This window comes from Cetobacterium sp. NK01, assembly GCF_024506395.1.
GTDB classification, from domain to species: Bacteria; Fusobacteriota; Fusobacteriia; order Fusobacteriales; family Fusobacteriaceae; genus Cetobacterium_A; species Cetobacterium_A somerae_A.
Map to the genome: position 1 here is coordinate 456112 of NZ_JANIBO010000002.1, position 23154 is coordinate 479265.

The following is a 23154-nucleotide window of genomic DNA, read 5'->3' on the forward strand; positions in this document are numbered from 1 at the left end:
TCTTTTAGATAGAGAAAATAAATAGAAAGAGGATGATAGAAAAAAAAACAAAAATATAGTATAATAATTGAATAAATTATAATATGAAGGAGTTTTTCATGGAAAATTTTTTAACGAATATATCAGAAGAATTAATACTTTACACAGCAAAATACTCTCCTATACTTTTAAAGAAAATAGTATATCTACTAATACTTTATTTTACATATAGACCTGTTAGAGAATTTTTAGTAGTGTCTCTAAAAAAAATATTGAAAAAAAGTACTTTCGATGAACTTTTAGTTAATTTTTTACTAACATCTACAAATTTATTAATAATAATTTTTTATTTTTTAAATTTATTAGAAATATTAGGATTGAAAACAACGTCTATTTTAGCATTAATTGGATCAATTGGAGTAGGAGTAGGATTGGCATTAAAAGGAAGCTTGTCAGATGTAGCTGGTGGTATACAAATATTAGTTTCAAAACCTTTTAAAAAAGGAGATTTTATCATTGCAGCAGGAACAGAGGGAGCAGTGCAAAAGATAAGCTTTTTATATACTGTATTGAATAGTGTGGATAACAAAAAAATTATAGTTCCAAATGGAAAGTTGTCATCATCAATAGTAACTACTGTAACAGCTAATCCACAAAGAAGAGCAGATTTTTTATTTTTTGCTGATAAAAAGTGTAATATAGATAAAGTTAGAGAGGTGCTTTTTAATGTTGTTAGTAATCATCCAGCAGTGTTAAAAGAAAAAGATATTTTTGTAAAGTTTGCAAAAGAAACTTCAACTGCATCAGAATTTATAGTAAGAGTTTGGACTTTAAAAGAAAATTTTAGAGATTTAAATGCAGATATTCAAGAAGAAGTGAAAAAAAGATTTGATTTAGAAGGAATAAGAATTCCATATCAATCATATGATGTAAATATAATACCTCCAAGATAAATCTTGGAGGTATGTTTTTTACATTCCCATTTTAATTCCTGCTTTAACTAACCACCAATTAACTGGATACGCAGTAATAAACCCACAGCACATAGCAATCTGCATCATAAACCAAAATTCAGGAGTTAAAGGTGATAAACGACCGAACCAAACAAAAATAACTAAAGCCATCCAACCGTACATTCCAATTTGCCAAGAAGTAAGAGAGAGAAAATCTATTTTTAAAGCTCTTAACCAAATTTTAGGACCTTTTTCATTCATCATAGGTGAAATTGCAGCATATTGAAATGTTACTCCTGTCAATAAAGCTAGAAAATAATCTAGTGTCCATTCACCAAAAGTATAATTATTAAAAAGTGTAAATGGAAAAACAATAAAAATCCAAGGACCAATAAGATCAGCTAATGAACATCCAGCACCACAATGTAAGGTATCTGCAACAACTCCTTGCCAAAAGCTAGAATATTTATTATCAGAATTCATTTTCATATTATCCATATTCATATCTTCCATATCCATGTCACTCATATTCATATCTTTCATATCCATATTGCTCATATCCATTTTTCTATGCTTTCCTATGGTAAAGTATGCCCAAACACCAAAAACTCCAGCCCATAAACCATTAATAGGCCAAACAATATTCATAATGGGCATTTCTTTTTGAGGATTTTTTAAAATATCAATAGTAATACTTAAAGCCGAAAGAATACCAATAACTATAAAAAATTTAGAAATAATATTAAACAATTAAATCACCACCTAAAATTATCATTTTATAAATAAAATACATAGAAAAAATATGATTTCCTTTAAAAAATAACTTCAAATAAAGGAGAAATAAATAAAATAAAGTAAAACTTATATATTTGAAATATAAAGGAGGGTATTATGGAAAAGATTTTAGTATTATTTAAATATTATAATGACGCTAGATTAGCAATTGAAAATTTTAAATCTTTAAAAAAAAGATTTGATTTTGAAATACTTCCACTTTATGTAAAAGAATTAAAAGTTCCAACAGGTGTAACATTTTTAAGTCCTAGTATGACTATGGATATTTTAAAGGAGTATGAAGATGAATATATAGAGGACTTAAAAAATTTATTGAAAAAAGAAAATATAGAAGAAGAATTAGTTGTTGAGATTGGGATAAATAAAGATATAGTTCAAGAGTATTTAAAAAAAGTAGATTGCTTAATGTTAGAGGAAGTTGAATATTTAGATGAAGATTTTCTAGATATATTAAAAATTTCATATAAACCAGTTATTGTTGTAAATAAAAGTGTTTCAAAATTTGAAAAAATTGTGATAGTTTCTGATGATGGTGTTAAAATTAATAAAAGCGTTAACAATTTTGTAAGAGATTTTCCACAGATAAAAGAAGTAACATTATTAAGTTGGAATTATAAATTTGAAGAAAATAATTTGTTAGAGCTTTTGCAAAGAAAAGGCATAAAAGTAAAAATTGAAATGCTCAATCAACAATTTAACACAAAAGATGAATTTTTTGAAAAAATGAATAAATTTGATTTAATTGTCATGGGAAATTTAAGTAAGTCATTCTTTTTTGAAAGAATAACAAAGCGTATGGGTATAGAAATTATAGAAAAAGCCATAAGTCCAATATTTATAGGTTAATAAAAAAACAGAGTTTTTAACTCTGTTTTTTCTTTATTTAAAATATAATATTACTCATTATAGTATAAATTTTCTGTAGGGAAAACAGGATCAGAAGTAACATCAACACCAAGTTTTCTAAGAGTTTGCTCATCACCTTTTCCTAAAATTGTAGTTGAATGAAGTTGAGCACCTTTTAACATAGGAAGTTGATCAAGAGCAGCTTGTGCCATAGGATTAGTTGTAGCAGATATAGTAAGAGCTATTAGCATCTCTTCGCAATCTAATCCTAAATTTTTACTTTGTAGTGTATTTTTCTTTAATTTTGTAATATCTTCAATAATTGTTGGAGATATTAAGTGTATATTATCGTTGATTCCAGCAATAGCTTTTAAAGCGTTTATTAAAACAGCTGATGAAGCATCTAGAACATTTGATTTCTTACCAGTAAAAATCATTCCATTAGAAAGTTCCATAGCAACAGATGATAAAAGTTCATTTTTCTCACAAGCTTGCTTTTGTTTTTCCAAATGTTCTCTAGCAGCAGTAACCACTTTTCTATCGCTTTCTTTTAAGTCTAATTCTTCCATTATAAGTTTAGCTCTTTGGAATGTTTCTTTATCAACATATCCTTTTTTATATTCACATCCAGTTTTAAAATATCTTCTAATAATCTCTTGTTTAGAAGCTTCTCTAACAACTTCATCATCAGTTATTCCAAAACCTACTCTATTAACTCCCATATCAGTTGGAGATTTATAAATTGATTCTTTATTAGTTATTTTTTCGATTATTCTTTTTAACACTGGGAAAGCTTCAATGTCTCTATTGTAATTAACTGCAGTTTCACCATAAGCTTCAAGGTGGAATGAGTCGATCATATTAACGTCCTTTAAGTCTACAGTAGCAGCTTCGTAAGCTATATTTAATGGATGCTTTAAAGGTACATTCCAAACAGGGAAAGTTTCAAATTTTGAGTAACCAACAGCATTACCTCTTTTATTTTCATGATAAAGCTGACTTAGACAAGTTGCTAGTTTTCCACTTCCAGGTCCTGGAGCAGTTACAACAACAATTGGCTTAGTTGTTTTAATGTATGGATTTTTTCCATAACCTTCTTCACTAACAATAGTATCAACATCAGTTGGATATCCTTTTGTAGCTCTATGCTTGTAAACTTTGATTCCTCTTCTCTCAAGCTTTGTTATAAAAAGAGATGTAGATGGTTGATCATCGTATCTTGTTATAACAACACTATTTACTTCTAACTCACGTTCTCTTAGATCGTCGATTAATCTAAATACATCCATATCGTATGTAATACCAAAATCTCCTCTGATTTTATTTCTTTCGATATCTCCAGCATAAACACAGATTATAACTTCAACTTTTTCTTTTAGTTTTTGAAGTAATTTGATTTTTGCATTTTCATCAAATCCCGGTAAAACTCTTTTTGCATGTAAGTCAAATAACAGTTTACCACCAAACTCAAGATATAATTTGTCAAAATTATTAACTCTTTCTAGGATATATTTCGATTGCTCCTCTAGATATTTATTGTGATCAAAACCTATTTTCATGACTCACTCCTTCATTTTTTTCATTTTTGTCAGAGCTATTCCTGACTCTATATCATAGCATGATATAAAAAAAAAATCTAGATTAAAAATATTTTTTTATGTTATAATTATAAAAATTTTTATGGAGGAGAAAATGAAAAAGATACCTATAATAATAGATTGTGATCCTGGATGTGATGATGCAATTGCTCTATTAATGGCATTTGCAAGCGATAAACTAGATATAAAAGGAGTTACAGTTTCAGCAGGTAATGTTCACATTAATAATACAACAGAAAATGCTAGAAGATTGATAGGAGCTTTTAGACCTGATTTAAAAATAGCAAAAGGTTGTGAAAAACCAATGTTTAAAACGATAGTTACTGCTCCAGAGGTTCATGGGGAAAGTGGAATAGGAACTGTTGTATTACCACAGACAGATAAAAAAATAGAGGAATTAAATGCTGTGGAGTTTATTGCGAAGACATTAAAAGAAAGTGAAGAAAAAATAAATATAGTTATAACGGGGCCTATGACAAATCTAGCTGTCTTTTTAATGATGTACCCAGAATTAAAGTCAAAAATTGAAAAGTTTATTATAATGGGAGGATCTTCAATAGGAGGAAATGTTACTCCTTCAGCAGAATTTAATATCTATGTAGATGCTGAAGCAGCAGATATAGTATTTAAATCAGGAGTTGAAATAGTTTTATGCCCATTAGATGTAACGATGAAAGCCGTTGTAAATGAAGATGATTTGATAGAAATTCAAGACATAGGTGGATTAGCCTCAGAGGTAGGATATGGAGCAATAAAAAATGCACTTGACTTTTATAAAGAGTTTTACCAACAAACACAAGTTCCTATGCATGATCCATGCACAATTGCTTATTTATTAAATCCAAGTTTATTTAATGGTGAAAAAGTTTTTTTAGGAACTGAATTAAAAGGAGAATTTACCTATGGTGAAACTATAATAGATTATCGTAATAAATTAGGAAAAGAAAAAAATGCACTTGTATTAACTGAGATAAATAGAGAAGGATTTATAGAACTGATAAAAGATTCTATAAAAATATTAAAAAAATAACTGTAAAAAAGCCAAAGAATATTACTTTGGTTTTTTTTATTTGGTATTTTTTCTAAAAAATAGTATAATGAAGTAATATTTTTAATTTTTTTGGGTGAATTTTTTCACAAAAATAGACGAAATATCAATGAATTAAATAATTAATTATTTAAATTATTGATATATTCTATTTCAAAAAACAATAATTAGGTGCTATAATCGAAAAACACGCACACTTTATAAACATTAACAGGAGGTAATTAAGATGACAATTGAGTTATCAACAATTCAAACTATAGCAATGGCAGTTATTGTATTGTATATAGGAAAGTTTTTAAATCACAACTTTAAATTTTTAAAAGAAAACTGTATTCCAGAATCAGTTACAGGAGGAACAGCCTTTTCAATAATCACTTTTATTGGTTATAAAACAGGAATGTTTAATTTTATATTTGAAGATTCTTTAAGAAACATATTTATGATTGCATTTTTTACAACAGTGGGATATTCAGCAAGTTTAAAATTACTAAAAAAAGCTGGGATGCCAGTATTTATGTTTTTAATAGCATCTGTAGGACTAGCCATATCACAAAATGTTTTAGGAGTAGGATTAGCTCAAATTTTAAATTTAAATCCATTGATAGGTTTAGCTACAGGATCTATGTCAACAACAGGAGGACCTGGAACAGCTGGAGCTTTTGCTCCAATTTTAGAAAGTTATGGAGCTGAAGGTGCTACAGTAGTTGCAATGGCAACAGCAACCTATGCATTAATTGTAGGAAGTTTAATATCAGGTCCGCTAGCTAATAGATTGATAAAAAAGCATAACCTTTTAGAAAAAAGAGATGAAAATGGAGCCTATGATTCTGACGAAGAAAAGAAAACACCATTAGATCCTAAACATGTTTCGACAGCTTCTTTTCAGATAATAATAGCTATGGGAATAGGAAGTTTAATATCTAATTATTTATCTAAAGCAGGAATAGTTTTACCTTCATATATAGGAGCTATGTTTGCAGCTGCTTTAATCAGAAATATATCAGATTTTACAGGAGCTTATGATGTACATTTAGATATTATAAATATAATTGGTGGATTTACACTAACAATATTTTTATCTATGACACTTATGAGTTTTAAATTATGGGAATTACAGGGACTAGCATTACCATTAGTTATAATGCTAGTTGCTCAAACTGTGTTAATAGGTGTTTTTGCTTATTTTATAACTTTTAGATTAACTGGAAAGGATTACGATGCAGTTGTAATGACGAGTGGACATTGTGGATGTGGTTTTGGAACAACTCCAAAAGCTCTTGCTAATATGGAAGCATTAACAGCAAAATATTTTCCATCTCCAAAAGCTTTCTTTGTTATTCCAATAGTAGGAGGATTATTTATAGATTTCTTTAACGCAGGGATAATAACGTTATTTATGAATTTTTTACATTAATTTAATAGCATCTCCTAAAAAAATTAAAGGAATTTCACAAAAATTAAGAAGAAAGATTATAGAAATTAGGAGGTGGATTTTATGAAATTAAAACAAACAATACAAAAAGTTGAAGAGAGATTAAAAGAAGAAAAAACAGAAGAGCTTCATAAACTACTTATGGAATTAAAAAAAATTGATGAAGAAGTAAAAGAGGGAGAAGCTAGAGATAAAGCTGTAGAGGAAGTAAAAAGAAAAAATGATCACATAGAGTGGCTAAATATAAAAGAGATATAGAACGTTATTATTTTAAATGCATTAAAAATGAAAGTATGATATAATTTATAAAAAGTTTTATGGAGGTATGTCGTGCTTAAAATATTTAATGATAGAGTGTATGGATTAGAAGAGAGTTTAATAGCTAGTGGATATCCAATGATAGCTGAATCAATAGAGGAGTGGGATGAAACTCCAAAGTTAGAAGAGAAAGATTTTAAAAGAGCTGGAAAGTTAGGAAATGTTCCAACAGGAACAGGACATGATAATTTTTTAAAAGGAATAATTGTTCAATTTGACGTAACTTATCCAAATTATTGGACGCCACAATTTCAAAGATACCATTTTGCTGATATTGTGTCATCGACTTCAAAAATGCATAGATTAACAAAAATGGATTTAAAAAAATCTTGTAATGAATATGTTGATGATGTTGTGATTGAAAACTTAAATAAATGGATTGAAATTTTCAACTCTTTTGAAAAAGAGCAAAAAGAAATTGAAATCGATGGAAAAACATATACGAAATATGAAATTTATATGAAAATAATTTCTAATTGTCCAATGGGATTAGAGCAAACAATGAGAGTAACTACATCGTATTTACAACTAAAAACAATGTATTTACAAAGAAGATATCATAAATTAAAAGAGGATTGGGGAAACTTTTGCGATTGGTGCTTAACGCTTCCTCATTTTGAAGAATTTTGCTTAAATAGTAATAAATAGTAATAAAAGCTCCTAATAGATTATTAAATCTAAAGGGAGCTTTTTATTATTATCTTCTATTTCTAAGTAAATAAATAATAGATGGATACAAACCTGGATAATAAAGATTTTTTTGAAAAGCTCGAACTTTTGTAAGTAAAAGTATACAATAAAATCTTAAAAATAAACTTATAAAGAACATAAGCTTTAATCCAGCATATGAATCTCCAAAAATTAAGATAGTCTTTCCTTGTAAAAAATTAGCTAAGTGTCCACCTAAAAAAGCTCCTGTTAATCCCATAACTCCTACTGATAATGAGTATGCTGCAGTATAAGAATCTCTATCTGGAGAGGAAAGTTCTAGAAGTAAACTGAATAAAGATAGGTTTATAGCAGACCATCCAATGGCAGTTCCAATAGCATCCAACATAATTAAGCTATTTACTGTTTCTTTAGTCATTAAAAAATAAAAGATAACAACATAACTAGAAACAGCAATTCCAAAAGATAAAAGTTTTTTATAACCAATTCGCTCGACTAATTTTCCATATATAAAAAATGCTATAATTGATAAAATAGCTGTTAAAGAACTAGATAATCCTAATATGTTGTATGAGGCATTTAAGTCAACAACAGCAAAATAATAAAAATAAGGTTTTGTAAATTCGATAGAAAAATTCCACATTGCTATAAACATTAAAAAATTAAAAAAATTGCTATCTTTCAAAGGTTTTTTTATAGAAAAACTTACTTGATTTTCTTTGAAATTTGGTATTTCATGAAAGTAAAGTAGGACTAATGTGGTAATAGCTGCAATAGCGATTATAAAAGTTAATACTAAAATGCTTGTTTTTCCAGGGGTATAGTTTAAAGATTTTGAAACAATGTATGAAAAAATAACTGTTGATATGGATATTAAAGTAAATCTTCTAGAAAAAAATGTGCCACGATCCTCTTTTTTTATAATGTCTCCAACTGAACTAGTCCAGATTCCGCTTACAAAAGCCGAAAAGACTGAATAAATAAAAACTATTCCAACGAGGAATCGGTAGTCTATTTTATCAAAAAGTACAATAAAAAATAAAAAGCACATTGGAATTCTAGCTGCTGCTGCACTAAATAGCAGAGCTCTTTTTTTTGTTTTAAAAAATTTATAGTATGTTCCTAAAAAGATTTGAAGTAACTGTAGGCCCAAAGGTAAAGTTGCTATAACTGATATCCAGAATGGTTCACATTTAAAGTATAGTGCTAGAGCAGTAAGAGCAAAGCCTTGAATTCCTAAAGAAAGCATATTAGCACTCATACCTTCAACAGTTATAAGGAATTTATTTTTATCATAAGAGTCCTGAAACATAAATATTACCCCCCTGTTCTATTTTGTACTTAGATTTACTAAAAAAAAGAGAGATTCCTTTAAAATTTAAAAGGAAATAAAAAACTAAAAATGAAAAATAGATATAAAGGAGATGGTGAGATGAAATTAAAACCAATAATTGGAATTTCAGGAAGTATAATAATTGATAATAGTGGGAATTTTCCAGGATATGAAAGAGCATATGTGAATAATGATTATGTAGAGTCTGTAATAAGAGCTGGAGGAGTTCCTTATATAATACCAGTTACTGACGATGAAGAACTTATTAAGGAGTATACTCGAAATATTGATTGTTTAATACTATCAGGAGGACACGATGTAAATCCACTTTTGTGGGAGGAGGAACCTATAAAAGAATTGGGGGAAACTTTCCCTAAAAGAGATAGATTTGAATTTCTTTTAATTGAAAATATGTTAGAAGAGGGAAAACCGATTTTAGGAATTTGTAGAGGAGAGCAAATTTTAAATGTATATTTTGGGGGAACTTTATATCAAGATTTATCTTTGAAAAAAGATGATAATATTCGGCATAATCAAAGAGTGAAACCAGATTTGGAAACACATACAGTTGAAATAAATAAAGAGTCATTACTATATGAAATATTAAAAAAAGATAAGATTTTAGTAAATAGTTTTCATCATATGGCAATAAAAGATGTAGCAGTTGGAATGAAGGTTACAGCCCTTTCTAAGGATGGAGTTATTGAAGGTATTGAAATGAGAGAAAAAAATATACTGGCAATTCAATGGCATCCTGAAATGTTAAGTAAAACAAATGGGTTGATGCAGCGATTATTTAATTATTTTATTAGTATTTCTAATAAGGAGTAATTATGAAAAGTAAACTTGGATTCTGGAGTATTGTTTTATTAGGGATAAATTCAATAATTGGATCAGGGATATTTTTACTGCCAAATAAAGCATATAGTTTAGTAGGAACTGGAAGTATATTTGTAATTTTATTTGATATGATATTGGTTTTAAGTATAGCTTTATGCTTTGCTGAGGCTAGTGGAATGTTTAAAAGAAATGGTGGACCATATATTTATGCAAAAGAAGCTTTTGGAGAATTTGTAGGATTTGAAGTAGGATTCATGAAGTGGGCTATTGCTATAATAGCTTGGGCTGCAATGGCAGCTGGATTCGTTCAAGCTTTAGGTGATGTATGGGAACCAGCAAAAGAAACTATGACAAAGGATATAATAATAGCTATTATTATATGTGGATTAGGAGTAGTTAATATTTTAGGTGTTAAAATATCAAAATTGTTGAATAACATAATAACTTTAGGAAAGTTAATTCCTTTAATTATATTTATAGCAATTGGAATATTTTTTATAAAAGGCAGTAATTTTGAACCTTTTAATATTTTAACAACTTCAGAAGAGTTAAATTTTGCACCGGCAGCTTTATTAATGTTCTATGCTTTTACTGGATTTGAATCAATTGCTGTAGCAGCAGAAGATATGAATAATCCGGAAAAGGATTTACCTATAGCCACGATAACCGTAATGTTTATAGTTTCAATTTTTTACATTTTAATATTGTTAGTTTCTATAGGTGTTTTAGGAAAGGATTTGTCAACTAGTTTAACTCCCATAGCTCAAGCGGCAGGAAATTTTATGGGAGAAGCAGGTGCCTTACTAATAACAGCGGGAACTTTGGTATCTATTGGAGGAATAAATATAGCAGCATCTTTTGTTACTCCTAGATGTGGAGTAGCTCTTGCAGAAGATGGGATCTTGCCTAGAGTAATAGCAAAAAACGGACGATATGGAACTCCGACTATAGCTATAATAATAACAGTTGTTTTAGCTTTAGTAATAGCTTTATCAGGAAGTTTTGTAAAGTTAGCAGCAATCAGTGTAATTTCAAGATTTGTTCAATATTTACCAACTTGTTTAGCAATTCCAGTATTAAGAAAAAAAAGGCCTGATCTAGTGAGAACTTTTAGAGTTCCCTTTGGTCCAGTAATCCCAATTTTTGCTATTGTAGTTAGCTGTTGGTTAGTATATAACTCAGATATAGAAAAGATTTTAATAGGGTTAGGTGGGCTTATTTTAGGAATACCAATCTATTTCTTTATGAAGAAATATTCAAAATAAAAAAGGGCTCTCAATTAAGAGAGCTCTTTTATTATAAGTTCTACAGGGCAATGATCAGACCCTAAAATATCGCTATGAATATTTGCTTCAACAATTTTATCTTTTATTTTATTAGAAACTACAAAGTAATCTATTCTCCAACCAGCATTATTTTTCCGAGCGCTGAATCTATATGACCACCAAGAGTATTTTTCAGTAGCATCTGGATGTAAATATCTAAAGCTGTCTACAAATCCACTTTCAAGTAACTCACTAAATTTATTTCTTTCTTCAATAGTAAATCCTGCATTTGTTTTATTTGATTTTGGATTTTTTAAATCAATTTCAGTATGTGCAACATTTAAATCTCCACAAAGAATTACAGGTTTTTTTGAGTCTAAATTTAAAAGATAGTTTCTGAAATCATCTTCCCAAGTCATTCTATATTCTAATCTAGCTAATTCAGTTTGTGAGTTAGGAGTATAAACATTTACTAGATAGTAATCTTTAAATTCTAAGGTAATAACTCTTCCCTCTTTATCATGATGGTCTATACCTATATCATATGATACAGATACTGGAATTTCTTTTGTAAATATAGCTGTTCCTGAATAACCTTTTTTTTCAGCATAGTTCCAATAGCAGTTGTATCCTTCTGGATTGAAATCAACTTGTCCCTCTTGAAGTTTTATTTCTTGTAAACAAAAAACATCAGCATCGATTGAATTAAAGTATTCTAAAAAATTTTTTTGAAGAACAGCTCTAAATCCATTAACATTCCAAGAAATTAATTTTTTCATATATAACCTCCGTATAATTAGTTCAAAATTATCTACTAGTGATTATATCACAAAATAAAAAAATAAAAAAAATAAAAAAGTTTGTTGACATAAATAATATTTTATGATACTATAATTATGTAGCAAGCAACCAGCTACGAAAACAAAATAGTTCGGAATATAGCGCAGTCCGGTAGCGCACCTGCCTTGGGAGCAGGGGGCCGCAAGTTCGAATCTTGCTATTCCGACCATGCAGGTCAATGGCTCAATTGGTAGAGCATCGGTCTCCAAAACCGAGGGTTGGGGGTTCGAGTCCCTCTTGACCTGCCATTTATTTGCCTAGATAGCTCAGTTGGCTAGAGCACCCGGTTCATACCCGGGCGGTCGAAGGTTCGAATCCTTTTCTAGGCACCATTTGGAACTTAAACTCTGTAAAAAGAGTTTTTTTTATTTTTTGTAACTTTAATAATAAAAAATCTACTAATATTTCTATCAGTAGATTTTAATGATTTAAAATAAGTTGTAAAACAATATCGTCTAACTTATCTTTATTATTTTTTATAAATTCATAAGCATCGTAAGAAAGATTTTCAATATTATTATTGGATTTATTATCTAGTTCTAAAGAACCTCTGTATAATCTGGGATTTAATCTGTAGTAATTCCATTTATTTTTAGAAGAGTCAAAAATTTTTCTTAAAACAAAATCATCTGTATTAGATTGTGCAGAAAAAAGAATATCGATGATGGGAACGACCCATTTAGCTCCACCTTTAGTCTTAAGATGCTCATAATTTTTATACCCTTCTTTTTTCCCAGTTCCAATAGATATAAGAATCATATCATCTGATCCTGGAAAGGACGGTTTATCCTCTTTTAAATACTTTTTAAAATCAATATTTCTAGCTTCAGCATATGCAATGAGAGCTGGATTGTTTGCAAAAATCCCTCCATCAATACAGTTATAAACATCATCATTTAATGAAATTAATCTTTTAGCATTGAAATATACAGGTGCTGATGAAGTTGCTATAACAACATCTTTTAATTTAAAATTCTTTAAAGTTTTTCTTTTAGCGTTTAAGCTATCAAAAAAAATCTCTTTAGCTCTGATTAGATCATAAGAGGTTGACATAAAAGGTTTTACTGTATCACTTAAATTAATCTCTCCAAAAAGAGAGTTAGCTAGTTCTTCAAGTGCTTTTGTAGAGTATTTGGGACGAAGGATTCCACCAAAAGATGAAACCCTTCTAATTATATTTTTTTTAAAAATTTTATCTCCACAATTTTTATAAAGCTCTACAATTTCTTGAGCACTATGATAATTTGGGGATGTATAAAGGGCTCCAAGAATACCGCCAGTACTCGTTCCTACTATTAAATCAAAATATTCATGAAGGTATATTTTTTGCCCAACCTTTTTCGATATTTCAGTTTCTAAGTATTCGCAAATAATTGCGGGGATAATTCCCTTTACTCCACCACCGTCAATAGATAAAATTCTAAGTTTTTTCATAAAATCACTATTTAATAAGAGGAGCTACAGCATTTTTAAATTGCCAATTGTGATATTTATCCCAGTCGATGCTCCAAGTCATAAATCCTTTAACATCATATCCTCTTCTTTGTACTTCTCTCCAAGCTTCAACATAAACATTCATGTCATTAATTGCACCAGTTCCAGCAGCACCAACACCAGCAGGTAATCCAATAGCTAAAATCTCTTGAGGAATAGGTCCGATAGGGAATAATTGTGCATATTGTCCTCCCCATGCAGGTCCATCGTGTCCTTTTATAAGAGCTTCAGTAAATTCAGGAATAAATTTAGCTTGATTTTTACAATCAATAACAACTCCACTTCCGTCAAAAGGATAAACACCAGTTCCAGGTGCATTATAATATTGTGGATGTATTGTTGTAATTAAATGTTTTGTCTTTTTTATAAGGTCAATGTATAGAGTTCCAAATCCAGTGTTAATTAAGTATGCTACTTCTGGAGCCATAGAATAAATAAAGTTAGGATCTTTAGCTCTAAAATACTCAATAATTTCTTTTATAGCATCAACAACATAAGTAGTTCCATTTTGAGCACTTTGTCCTTCTAAATCTATATCAAAACCATTAAATCCATACTCTTCAATAATATTTATAACACCGTTTTTAAAGATTTGTTTATCAGATTCTGATTTGATATGGAATACACCATTTTGTCCACCAATTGCAATAATAACGTTATGTCCTTTAGCTTTCATTCTAGCAACTTTCTCTTTAAATTGAGCTTTTGTAACTTCATTGCTTGCTGCAGGGTTAAAAACAGGAGTTAAGTGATCTGGAGATTCGATGAAAGAAACTACAATAGTATCATATTCAGCAGGAGTATCTTCAAGATCAACATATGATGTTTGAATATTTCCACCCCAAGAAGACCAGTATCCAACTAAAGTTTTCTTTGAATTTCCAGAAGATTCTTTTTTTATTGTAAGAATATTCGTTTGATAATATGTTACTATTGAATTATTTGTTCCAGCAAATACTAATTGTACAGTGTTATTTCCAGTTAATAATGGAAGAGATGCTACTGCTAGTGAAACACTAACCATAGAAGATCTTCTTGTGAATTCTACAGGTTTTGTAGTAGTTTTGAAGCCATTAACGTAAACAGCGTATTCAGTGTGAATATTTAAAGATGGAATTGATACTGTTCCTAAAAGTTGAGTATTATCTCCATTTAAATATATTGCTTCTACATCTGTTGCACCAATTAATGGTAGTTTTTCAGGGAAATTTACTGTTGGAATCTCAGGATCAACAGGTGGATCTATTGGAGGTTCAACAGGGGGAGTAGTTCCGCCCTCAACAGTTTCACCGTTTATAATTAAAGTTATAGGTTGTCCATTTAATGTAGCGTTAGAAGCAACATTAATATCAAAAGGAGCACCAGTTCCATTAATTCCATCGATTTTAAAGTTTCCGTTAGGTCCTAAATTAAAATGAGGCGCACCAGACCAATCGGTTCCTGAAGTTATAGAGAATCTACTTCCAGTTTTAGAAGCATTAATTTGCCATTGAGAAAGTCCAGTGGCAGGAGAATCGAAGTTTATCTCCCAGTTCCCACCGAAATTTTCAGTTGAATGTGAAATAAGTTCAATAGCAGCACTAAATCCATTGCTCCAAGATTGGCTTGAAGTAAGTTTTAATGTAGCAATTTTGTCACCAGTTGGTGGAGGGATAATAACATCCTCTTTAACAGTAACTAGATTAGATGATTTTATAATTTGCTCTAATGATTGAGCACCTCTATAAGAGAAAATAGCTTCAACAATATAATCTCCTGGAGTTAAAACAGTAGTGAAAGTTATAATTTCATTAGGATTAGTTGTTGTTTTTTGTTCGATTGTATTTCTAACAGAAGTTTTTAAGTAATATGTAACTTGGTTTATTCTATTTTGAGAATCAGAGATAGCTTTCGTAGAAACGGAAGCTTTTTTATTTGTGATATTTAGTTCGATACTTCCAATAGTAGGAACTATAATCTCAGGTTCAACAGGAGGATCAACAGGTGGCTCAGGTATTTCAATATCCACATCTAAATCGAATATATTTTTTTCAACATTAGACAGTAGCTCTTTTATTTCGAAGAAATATATGATTGATGATTCCATGTTTAAACTATTAATTTTATTCTTTAGTTCAATTAATTGTATATTTAAAGATTCAAGTTCATTGCTTGCATCAACAAATCTTTTCTTTAGATTATTATAGTGATTTAAAACATTTGAAAAATGAGATTTTATATTTTGTATTTCTAAAGTATTCATTACACGCTCCTTGTATAAAATTATAGTGTAGCTTCTTTCCAAGCTTCATTTGATGATGGTGGTTGATCCCATGCAGAAACATACCATCCATTAGTATAATATTTACCGTTATAGTAAACCCTTGTATTTGAATTAGGATAGCTCATTGATTCATGCCAAACTGGAGTACCGTTATATATTCCAGAATCTGCTGAGAAAACTAATGGAGCTACATCTGCGTTTGTGCTGTTATAAATTTGGAAAGCTTTAGTGAAAGCTAACTCTTCTTGTGCTAATCCAGTAGAATCAGGACCATTAACTTCTGAACCATTATTTGCTTTATCTCTATTTGCAGACCAAAAAGTTATCATTCCAACATTTTTAGTTTTACAAAAGTTAATAACAGGAGAAACATCCTCTAAAAAGAATGTATTAAAAGCTCCAGTATCGTTTATTCCAATCTCAGGACATATTCCAATCATAGACCAAAGCTCATCGTCAGTTTTAATAACTCCGTGATTATTATAAAGGTTTTTTAATTGTGAATGTAGATTTGTCATAGCTGAAATAGATTGCTCAGCCATATTTCCAGCGTAAGCTCCACCATAACACATAGCCATTATATTAACTCCTTCGATTTCAACACCTTTTTTAATGGCGTCATCTAATAAAAGAAGCTCGTTTTGATTTAAACCATAAGGCATAACAGGAAGAGTAAACCAAAATCCCACATATCTACCTTCAGATTTTAACTCATCCTGTAAAAGTTTTATAGCGCTATGATTTCTTCTGTTTTCTTCACAAGTTTCGCTACCAGAAGTTCTGTTATGTTCCATATCAAAGTCAACTCTATTTAAATTCCAGTTATTTATAATTGATTTATATTTATTTTTTAAATCTTGAATATCTGTTATAACTTCATTTAAATAAGGTCCATTAAGACCACCAAAAGATATACAAACATCTCCACCCATAGATCTTAATCTTTCAATATCTTGCATAAGTCCAGCATTGGTTCCTTTGTTACCAGGTAGATTTATATTTCCTGCCCAAGCTGGATTTTTGTTAGAATCAGCGGTGATAAATCCTAAGTTATAGAACTGAACACCAGTTATTTTAGATTTGTCAGCTAATGCGAATTTAGAATTAACATCATCTCTAGCCGCATCTACAAATGGTGCAAAAATACCTCTAGGCCATTTTTTGTTAGGTGTAGGATTAGGGTCTGGAGTTGGATCTGGATTAGGTCCAGGCTCTGGTTCAGTTGTATTCCCTTTAATAGTTATAATATTAGAATTTAATAAAATCTCTCCAGTTCTAGAACCGATGTTATATCTACAGTTACAGCTGAAGAAGTACTCGCCTTCGTTGACCTTTGTAAATTGAACATGATCAAAAAGGTTAGCATTGGTTATTGTTTCAATTGAAACATTGTTTGTATTTTTTAGTGTATAAATAACTTCAGTTATTGCGGAATCTTTATCTCTAGTTTTAGTTAATAATCCTTTAGGAGTATTTTCAAAAGCTGTTAAAGCAGCACAACAAACAGTTGGAATCTCTTTATCGATTAATTGAACTGTAATGTTGTTTGATTTTATAGTATTACTTTGTATAACTTCGTTAGCACCATCGCAGTAATAAGTTGCTATAAAATAGAAAGTTCCATGTTCTCTAAAGTTAAAGTCTATTCTAAACATAGATTCAGGTAAAGAGATATGTAAAATCTCATTATCTCCAGAAGCTGTTTCTTTGTAAAGTTTATATTCAACGCTATTTAATCTAATTTCAGGATCAACAATATCTTTTAAAGAACCTACTAATGTAGTTTTAGTATCTTCTAAAAGAGCTGTTCTAATTTCAGGAACAATAATTTCAGGAACTTCTGGCTCACTTACCTCGATAATATGCTCTAAATCGAAAATCATTTTTTCAACATCATAAGCAAGAGCTTTTATCTCAAAGAAATCATTGATATTATTACTGCTATTTAAGCTTTGTGATAAATTTACTAAAAGTTCTAATTTATTTTTTGTTATATTGTATTCTGGATTTGATGAAACAATATCCATTATTAAGTTCATACTTGTTTGAAGAGTTTTAAATTTATCAAAAAGTGATGAAATTTTACTTTTTAAATCGCTAACTTGAAAATCTAGTTCATTATTTGAGTTCAAAATAAATGGACCTCCTATATTGGGATATTAATAAATTAAAATATTTTTCTATCTAAAAAGAAAAAATATTTCATAAAGTTTTAAAAAATTAATGATAAGTGAATTTATAGTAACATAACTAGAATAAAATTTCAAATTAAAAAATAAAAAAATATTACTTCGAAAAAACCCAGTAAAAATATATATAGCTCAAGTGGTTATAAAAAAAATAAAAATATTGTTGATTATTTTTTATAAAAAATGTATTATATTTTCATAAAAGTTTGAAAAAAATTAAAAAAGAAAATTATTAATTTTAAAAATGATAAGTGAAAATATTAAAATATTTCAACAATGAAAGGAGATAAGATGTTCTTTAACAAGAAAACTAAAGAGCTAAAAAAAGAAATTGCTAATCTAATTGCTGTAAATAAAGAATATGAAGAAAAATGTGAATATTATCAAGAAAAATATTTACAAATAAAAACAGAATATGTTGAAGCTCTGAAAAGGAATGAAAGCTTTAATAATGCTTTTAGAGAAAGCTTTTCAGAACTATCTTCAAAATTAATATCAGTTGAGATTACACTTTCTAAATTAGAGGAAAAAAGCAAAGAATTTTCTAAAGCAGATATCTTAGTTAAAAGATTTCAAGAGATTGAAAATGATTTAATAAGATTATCAAGAGAAATAACTAGATTATCAACATTTTTGGAAAAACATACAGATTTTAATAAACAAACATCAACGTATCAAGCAAATCTTGAAAGATCTTATAAGATGTTTAAATAAATTTTACTAATTGGAGGATAAAATTACAAATGATAAAAGCAAATAATGATTTATTTCCTATTATAGATAAAGAGCAAGAGTTTCAAAAAATATATAATAATACAATAGAAAAAGTTAATTACATAAATAGTAAATACTCTTCAATTCACAATGATATTAACTGTGAAAAACTAGATCCTATGATTGAAAAAATGAATAATTTTGTATTGAATCTTAATAGAACAACAAAATTAGAAGAATATCTTTCATTTAAACTATTAGTTCAAAGTATTTTAAAATTATTAGGAGAGTGTAACCATGGAGAGGTATTACCACCTATTCCTGAGTTAGAGCCTACAGTAATTAGCGCTATTTTAAAAAACATAAACAAAAATTTAACTGGAGAGTTAACATTAGGTGAAAATGCTCATTTAATAACTTCAGTGGAGTATGAATTATATAAAAATAATACGAGAGTAGAAAAAATAACAACAAACTCAGGAATTCAAGTTGCAAATTTTGCATCAACTACACCGGGAACATATCAATTTATAGCAAAATACTATTGGGCTGATAAGTTTAAACAAATTACATCAAATACTGTTATAGTAGAAGAGGATATAGTAATTCCACCTCCAGTAGAAGGAGATTTTCCAACAAATTTACCATACTCAAACTTATGGGCACACACAGTAACTACAAATGGAAACTATGAAATAACACTTAATAATACTTGGGGAGTTATAGATAGTAAATTAGCTGTTTATTTAGATGGAGAGTTAGTAGAAGTGTTACCAACAAACTTTACAGCTGGAAATAAAGGGTCTGCTAAAAATATTGTACCAACTTCTAAGTATCCTTCAAATAAGGATTTAAAATTTGTTTATAGAGTTACTTATGTAAGAGATGAAAAGACAAATGATAAAGTTGTAGTTTATTATAAAAGTACAACAGGTACAATAGAAATAGCAACTCCAGATGGAGGAGTAAAATATTGTAAATATCCAGAGTGGAATTCGGAAATTGAGTATGGTGCAGCTACAAATAAGATAGTATTTTATCAGGGATTCCATTTTAGACATACAGGATGGGCAACTAAAGGAGATGCTCCAAAATTAAATGGAGATTGGTCACCATGGACAAAATTATCAGCTGGTGAAGAGTCACAAATTGGTTGTCCTGGAAATCATTTAATGGATTCAGCAGGGACAAAACCAAATGCTCATTTAGAGCCAATGAATATATCAGAAGTTGAAGGTTTAGGATCTCCAATGGAAAAGATGCATATAACTTATACTCCAGAGTGGGGAAAATGGGGAGGAAGAAAATATACTCCAAAAATAACTCCATGGAATAAGATATCTCATATGCAATATGCCTTTATAGATGTAATTCCTGATTATACAGGAAAATTTAATACAGATAAAGATGATATATCACATTTAAAAAGATCTGCAGCAGACGCTCCAATTGGAACAAGTTTAAAAGTATCACCAAATATATTTGATCCAGGTGCAGCATTCTCAGCTTACGGTGGAACAAATGCATTTATGACTGAATATAATGAAATGGCAAGAAAATATCCATATGTTAAACCAATAGCTTCATTAGGTGGATGGTCAAGATCAGCATTCTTTAGAGATGCAGCTCAGCCAGATAAAATAGATTATTTTGTTAAAAGATGTATCGACTTTATAAGAGAGTTCAATTTTGTTGGAGTAGATATTGACTGGGAATTCCCTTGTGATAGAAGAGATGGAGATTTAGTTGATAGTCCAAACGATTTAGGAAGTCCAAGAGCAGCTGACGATGAAGAAGTACTGTTCACTAACTTAATGAAAGCATTAAGAGGGGCTTTAGATAAAGCAGGACAAGAGGATGGAAAATATTATTTCTTGTCATGTGCTATAGTATCAGGAAAAAAACATATTCAAAAAAGTGGAATAGGAGTATGGCATCCAGCTTGTGACTTTATTAGTTATATGACTTATGATGTACATGGAGCTTTTGACCCAATAACAAATCATCAATCATATTTGTTCCAAAACTCAAATGAACCATCATCAGAAACAAATCCAAATGGAAATGCATTTGCAATAGCAGATTTAATTGAATTTGTTACAAAAACATATGGAGTACCAGTTAGTAAAATAACTGTGGGATCACCATTTTACTCAAGAGGATGGTCTGGAATATTTAAACCAACTTCAGGATGGTTAAATCCAAATACACCAGGATTATATGCTAGAACAAATATAGATGCCTCAACAAATGGAGCAAAGGGATGTTCAGCTCCAGGAACAATGGATGGAGGAAGAGGTGCAGGAGTTTTACCTTTACATCACTTAAATAAACTAATAAAAGGTGAAAATGTATCAGTAAGAACTTTAGATATGAATGGACCAGCTAATCCACATGCAGGAACAATATTAAAAGGTTCAGACTTCCAATATTACTATGATGAAGCAGCACAGGCTCCATACCTATATAATCAGAATGCAGGAATTTTCTATACATTTGAAGATGAAAGATCAGTTGAGACAAAGTGTCAATGGGTTGTTGATAATAACTTAGCAGGATTAATTTCGTGGGATATAGCTATGGATGATTACGGTATTGATATGCATGGTTCAGAAGCAACATCATCTTATCCAACATTATATCAAGCAGAGCATTTATTAACATCAGTAATATTTGATAAATTTAAAGCCAATTCATTAAGATTAAACTATTTAAATAGAATAGCTAGAAGATAAATAAATTATAATAAAACATAAAGGGGAGGTAACTCCCCTTTAATTATATAAAAATTAAAAAAGGGAGTTTAAATATGGAAAGAGATGGAAATATATTTAATCTAGTTGATAAAAATAGCATTGCTGCTTCTTCTAGTGTGTCTATTTGGAATGGAAGTGGTCCTGATTTAATATTAGATGATAGTGAAGATACATTATTTCACTCTAATCAATATTCTAATGGTGGATATGGGGATGTTTACTTTAAATTTGAAGAATCTAAAGTTATAAATAAAATAGAATTTTTAACAAGACATCCAAGTGCAAATAATGGAAGAATTGATCAATATGAAATTCTTTATAAAAACAGTAATTTTAATGCAGATTGGATTTCTATTTATCAATCTGAAATAACTGAAGAAAAAGGATGGAAAATAGCTGAATTTCAAGATGTATTAGTTTCAGAAATTTGTATAAGAGTCCAAAGAAGTTATGGGAATTGGATAGTGATGAATGATATAAAGTTTTATTTAAATGCAGTTGTAGAAGATGATTTAAAGACTATTTTCGAATCGTTAGATTGTCTGGCAGTAAAATCTCAAGTAAGATTAAAAAATATAACAGAGTTAAAAAATAGATATCAAGATAATTTAGAAATGGTAAATCTATTAGAAGTTGGAAAATATTTATGGCTTAATAACAATCAAGTAACTAGAAAAAAAGTTAAACTATTAGCTTCTAATCAAAATAGAGAAGAGTACTTTAATACTTTAAAAATAAAAAGTAGTTTACCTATAAAAACAGCAGAAATAGCTTTTAAAAGTAAAAAAGAATATTTGATTATATCAAATGAAAATATTAATTTATATATTGTAGAGAGTTTTGAAAAATTAAGAGATAAAAAAATAGAGATAAAAAAAGGTCTAAATTCAATATATTTAAAAGAGGATACAACTGAAGTTTTCTTAGTTGATGATATAACTAAAAATATTGAGATGACAATATTTAATGCAGATGAGATAAAAAACTATTCTATTGGTAAAGTTAACTATAAAGAGTTTATAAAAGAGAATACAAACATTTTAGGATTAGTTGAAGGAAAGAATTTTATTTGCCAATTAAATAGAGAAGAGATAAAAAATAGTTATAATGAATTTGATTTTTTACAAGGTGTTGAAAACTTAGATGCTATTTTAAATTATATATATTTTTTATTAAATAGAAATGAATATTATCATGTGTCACCATTTAAAAGAGTTTTAATTCAAGGAATAAATAATAATCTGGTGGAGCAAAAAAGTTCACAAGATGGAAGTTATACAACTTTTGGTGGAATGTCTAGATTAATGTTTAATAAATCAATTGAAGAGTTAGCAAATCCAAATTTTTGTAGAGTAATAGCAAAAGATTTTATTGGGGAAGTAGATACAAATATAGAACTTCAAGAGTTATTAACATTCTTATTAACAAAAGAGCTTGAATTTAGATATTCAAGAGTAATGATAATTCCTGAGGATATTCAAAAAGCTTTGTGGATTAAATTAAGACTATTTTTTAATAGCGATAGATTTTTACCAAATATATATAAGAAATTCCAAGAAAATGATTTGAGTGGAATACAGAATCAATTGGAAAAAGTTATTTTATGGGTAGTAGAGATACTACAAAGAGATGTATCTAAATATTTTGTAGAGAATGGATATGAAATTTCAAGTGAGGTATTATCTAAGTGCAATGAATATCCTGAATTAGCTATTGACTTAAATGAAGTTAATTTTTCAAATTATAAAGAGTTGATAGAAGAGGAAATATCTATAATAAATGATAATTATAAGAGAAGTATAGAAGGAAATATTTAAGGGGG

The 23154-nt window shown here is 29.0% G+C and carries 18 protein-coding genes and 3 tRNA genes; 14 read left to right on the forward strand and 7 right to left on the reverse strand.

What is annotated here, in order from left to right:
• Positions 1-98: 98 nt before the first annotated feature.
• On the forward strand, positions 99-932 hold the full coding sequence (locus NON08_RS11440; RefSeq protein WP_256691715.1) for a mechanosensitive ion channel family protein: 834 nt from the start codon (positions 99-101) through the stop codon (positions 930-932).
• Between the two features lie 18 nt (positions 933-950).
• Here the strand turns inward: NON08_RS11440 and NON08_RS11445 are convergent, their stop codons facing one another.
• Positions 951-1682 carry a DUF4396 domain-containing protein gene (locus NON08_RS11445; protein ID WP_256691716.1) on the reverse strand — a complete coding sequence of 244 codons (732 nt, stop codon included), beginning with the start codon at positions 1680-1682 and terminating at the stop codon, positions 951-953.
• Positions 1683-1823: 141 nt separating this feature from the next.
• Here NON08_RS11445 and NON08_RS11450 point away from each other — a divergent pair, with 141 nt between their 5' ends.
• Positions 1824-2573, forward strand: a complete 750-nt coding sequence (locus tag NON08_RS11450; RefSeq protein ID WP_256691717.1) for a hypothetical protein — start codon at positions 1824-1826, stop codon at positions 2571-2573.
• 50 nt (positions 2574-2623) lie between these two features.
• Here the strand turns inward: NON08_RS11450 and NON08_RS11455 are convergent, their stop codons facing one another.
• Entirely contained in the window at positions 2624-4132 is a 1509-nt protein-coding gene (locus NON08_RS11455) for a DUF1846 domain-containing protein (RefSeq protein WP_256691718.1), read from the reverse strand.
• A gap of 133 nt (positions 4133-4265) precedes the next feature.
• On the opposite strand from NON08_RS11455, the gene NON08_RS11460 reads away from it, so the two are divergent.
• The 4 genes from NON08_RS11460 to NON08_RS11475 all read left to right on the forward strand — a co-directional run bounded on the left by NON08_RS11460 (position 4266) and on the right by NON08_RS11475 (position 7617).
• Positions 4266-5201, forward strand: a complete 936-nt coding sequence (locus NON08_RS11460) for a nucleoside hydrolase (RefSeq protein ID WP_256691719.1) — start codon at positions 4266-4268, stop codon at positions 5199-5201.
• A 244-nt stretch (positions 5202-5445) separates the two neighbouring features.
• Positions 5446-6633 (forward strand): sodium/glutamate symporter, encoded by a 1188-nt coding sequence (gltS, locus tag NON08_RS11465; protein WP_256691720.1) that lies wholly within the window; start codon positions 5446-5448, stop codon positions 6631-6633.
• Between the two features lie 81 nt (positions 6634-6714).
• The gene (locus NON08_RS11470; protein WP_256691722.1) at positions 6715-6909 is read left to right on the forward strand and encodes a hypothetical protein; all 195 of its coding nucleotides are present in this window, start codon (positions 6715-6717) and stop codon (positions 6907-6909) included.
• 72 nt (positions 6910-6981) lie between these two features.
• The gene (locus NON08_RS11475) at positions 6982-7617 is read left to right on the forward strand and encodes a hypothetical protein (protein ID WP_256691723.1); all 636 of its coding nucleotides are present in this window, start codon (positions 6982-6984) and stop codon (positions 7615-7617) included.
• Between the two features lie 49 nt (positions 7618-7666).
• On the opposite strand, the gene NON08_RS11480 is transcribed toward NON08_RS11475, so the two are convergent.
• On the reverse strand, positions 7667-8950 hold the full coding sequence (locus NON08_RS11480; protein ID WP_256691724.1) for an MFS transporter: 1284 nt from the start codon (positions 8948-8950) through the stop codon (positions 7667-7669).
• A gap of 120 nt (positions 8951-9070) precedes the next feature.
• Between NON08_RS11480 and NON08_RS11485 the strand changes: the two genes are divergently transcribed.
• A complete protein-coding gene (locus NON08_RS11485) occupies positions 9071-9802 on the forward strand; it encodes a gamma-glutamyl-gamma-aminobutyrate hydrolase family protein (protein WP_256691861.1) in 732 nt (243 codons plus the stop codon).
• Positions 9803-9804: 2 nt separating this feature from the next.
• Positions 9805-11076: an APC family permease gene (locus NON08_RS11490; RefSeq protein ID WP_256691725.1), complete on the forward strand. Its 1272-nt coding sequence runs from the start codon at positions 9805-9807 to the stop codon at positions 11074-11076.
• 14 nt (positions 11077-11090) lie between these two features.
• Here NON08_RS11490 and NON08_RS11495 read toward each other — a convergent pair whose 3' ends face one another.
• Positions 11091-11855 carry an exodeoxyribonuclease III gene (locus tag NON08_RS11495; protein ID WP_256691726.1) on the reverse strand — a complete coding sequence of 255 codons (765 nt, stop codon included), beginning with the start codon at positions 11853-11855 and terminating at the stop codon, positions 11091-11093.
• A 153-nt stretch (positions 11856-12008) separates the two neighbouring features.
• Between NON08_RS11495 and NON08_RS11500 the strand changes: the two genes are divergently transcribed.
• From NON08_RS11500 to NON08_RS11510, 3 genes are all read left to right on the forward strand, one after another.
• Positions 12009-12085 (forward strand) — tRNA-Pro (locus NON08_RS11500).
• A gap of 3 nt (positions 12086-12088) precedes the next feature.
• Positions 12089-12164 (forward strand) — tRNA-Trp (locus NON08_RS11505).
• Positions 12165-12171: 7 nt separating this feature from the next.
• Positions 12172-12248: transfer RNA gene (locus NON08_RS11510), tRNA-Met, on the forward strand.
• Positions 12249-12336: 88 nt separating this feature from the next.
• Here NON08_RS11510 and NON08_RS11515 read toward each other — a convergent pair.
• From NON08_RS11515 to NON08_RS11525, 3 genes are read right to left on the reverse strand one after another with little or no spacing between them, the layout of a single operon-like run.
• A complete protein-coding gene (locus tag NON08_RS11515) occupies positions 12337-13350 on the reverse strand; it encodes a patatin-like phospholipase family protein (RefSeq protein WP_256691728.1) in 1014 nt (337 codons plus the stop codon).
• Between the two features lie 7 nt (positions 13351-13357).
• The gene (locus NON08_RS11520) at positions 13358-15652 is read right to left on the reverse strand and encodes a glycosyl hydrolase family 18 protein (RefSeq protein WP_256691730.1); all 2295 of its coding nucleotides are present in this window, start codon (positions 15650-15652) and stop codon (positions 13358-13360) included.
• A 20-nt stretch (positions 15653-15672) separates the two neighbouring features.
• A complete protein-coding gene (locus NON08_RS11525; RefSeq protein WP_256691732.1) occupies positions 15673-17805 on the reverse strand; it encodes a hypothetical protein in 2133 nt (710 codons plus the stop codon).
• A gap of 348 nt (positions 17806-18153) precedes the next feature.
• On the opposite strand from NON08_RS11525, the gene NON08_RS11530 reads away from it, so the two are divergent.
• From NON08_RS11530 to NON08_RS11540, 3 genes are all read left to right on the forward strand, one after another.
• The gene (locus tag NON08_RS11530) at positions 18154-18576 is read left to right on the forward strand and encodes a hypothetical protein (RefSeq protein ID WP_256691733.1); all 423 of its coding nucleotides are present in this window, start codon (positions 18154-18156) and stop codon (positions 18574-18576) included.
• A gap of 29 nt (positions 18577-18605) precedes the next feature.
• Positions 18606-21311 carry a glycosyl hydrolase family 18 protein gene (locus tag NON08_RS11535; protein WP_256691734.1) on the forward strand — a complete coding sequence of 902 codons (2706 nt, stop codon included), beginning with the start codon at positions 18606-18608 and terminating at the stop codon, positions 21309-21311.
• 74 nt (positions 21312-21385) lie between these two features.
• On the forward strand, positions 21386-23149 hold the full coding sequence (locus tag NON08_RS11540; protein WP_256691735.1) for a discoidin domain-containing protein: 1764 nt from the start codon (positions 21386-21388) through the stop codon (positions 23147-23149).
• Positions 23150-23154 lie beyond the last annotated feature (5 nt).

Excerpts from the sequence above, each read along its gene's own strand:
- NON08_RS11440 (WP_256691715.1), top strand. The coding sequence starts at position 99 with ATGGAAAATTTTTTAACGAATATATCAGAAGAATTAATACTTTACACA.
- NON08_RS11450 (WP_256691717.1), top strand. The coding sequence starts at position 1,824 with ATGGAAAAGATTTTAGTATTATTTAAATATTATAATGACGCTAGATTA.
- NON08_RS11455 (WP_256691718.1), bottom strand. The coding sequence starts at position 4,132 with ATGAAAATAGGTTTTGATCACAATAAATATCTAGAGGAGCAATCGAAA.
- NON08_RS11460 (WP_256691719.1), top strand. The coding sequence starts at position 4,266 with ATGAAAAAGATACCTATAATAATAGATTGTGATCCTGGATGTGATGAT.
- gltS (WP_256691720.1), top strand. The coding sequence starts at position 5,446 with ATGACAATTGAGTTATCAACAATTCAAACTATAGCAATGGCAGTTATT.
- NON08_RS11470 (WP_256691722.1), top strand. The coding sequence starts at position 6,715 with ATGAAATTAAAACAAACAATACAAAAAGTTGAAGAGAGATTAAAAGAA.
- NON08_RS11480 (WP_256691724.1), bottom strand. The coding sequence starts at position 8,950 with ATGTTTCAGGACTCTTATGATAAAAATAAATTCCTTATAACTGTTGAA.
- NON08_RS11485 (WP_256691861.1), top strand. The coding sequence starts at position 9,071 with ATGAAATTAAAACCAATAATTGGAATTTCAGGAAGTATAATAATTGAT.
- NON08_RS11490 (WP_256691725.1), top strand. The coding sequence starts at position 9,805 with ATGAAAAGTAAACTTGGATTCTGGAGTATTGTTTTATTAGGGATAAAT.
- NON08_RS11495 (WP_256691726.1), bottom strand. The coding sequence starts at position 11,855 with ATGAAAAAATTAATTTCTTGGAATGTTAATGGATTTAGAGCTGTTCTT.
- NON08_RS11515 (WP_256691728.1), bottom strand. The coding sequence starts at position 13,350 with ATGAAAAAACTTAGAATTTTATCTATTGACGGTGGTGGAGTAAAGGGA.
- NON08_RS11520 (WP_256691730.1), bottom strand. The coding sequence starts at position 15,652 with ATGAATACTTTAGAAATACAAAATATAAAATCTCATTTTTCAAATGTT.
- NON08_RS11530 (WP_256691733.1), top strand. The coding sequence starts at position 18,154 with ATGTTCTTTAACAAGAAAACTAAAGAGCTAAAAAAAGAAATTGCTAAT.
- NON08_RS11535 (WP_256691734.1), top strand. The coding sequence starts at position 18,606 with ATGATAAAAGCAAATAATGATTTATTTCCTATTATAGATAAAGAGCAA.
- NON08_RS11540 (WP_256691735.1), top strand. The coding sequence starts at position 21,386 with ATGGAAAGAGATGGAAATATATTTAATCTAGTTGATAAAAATAGCATT.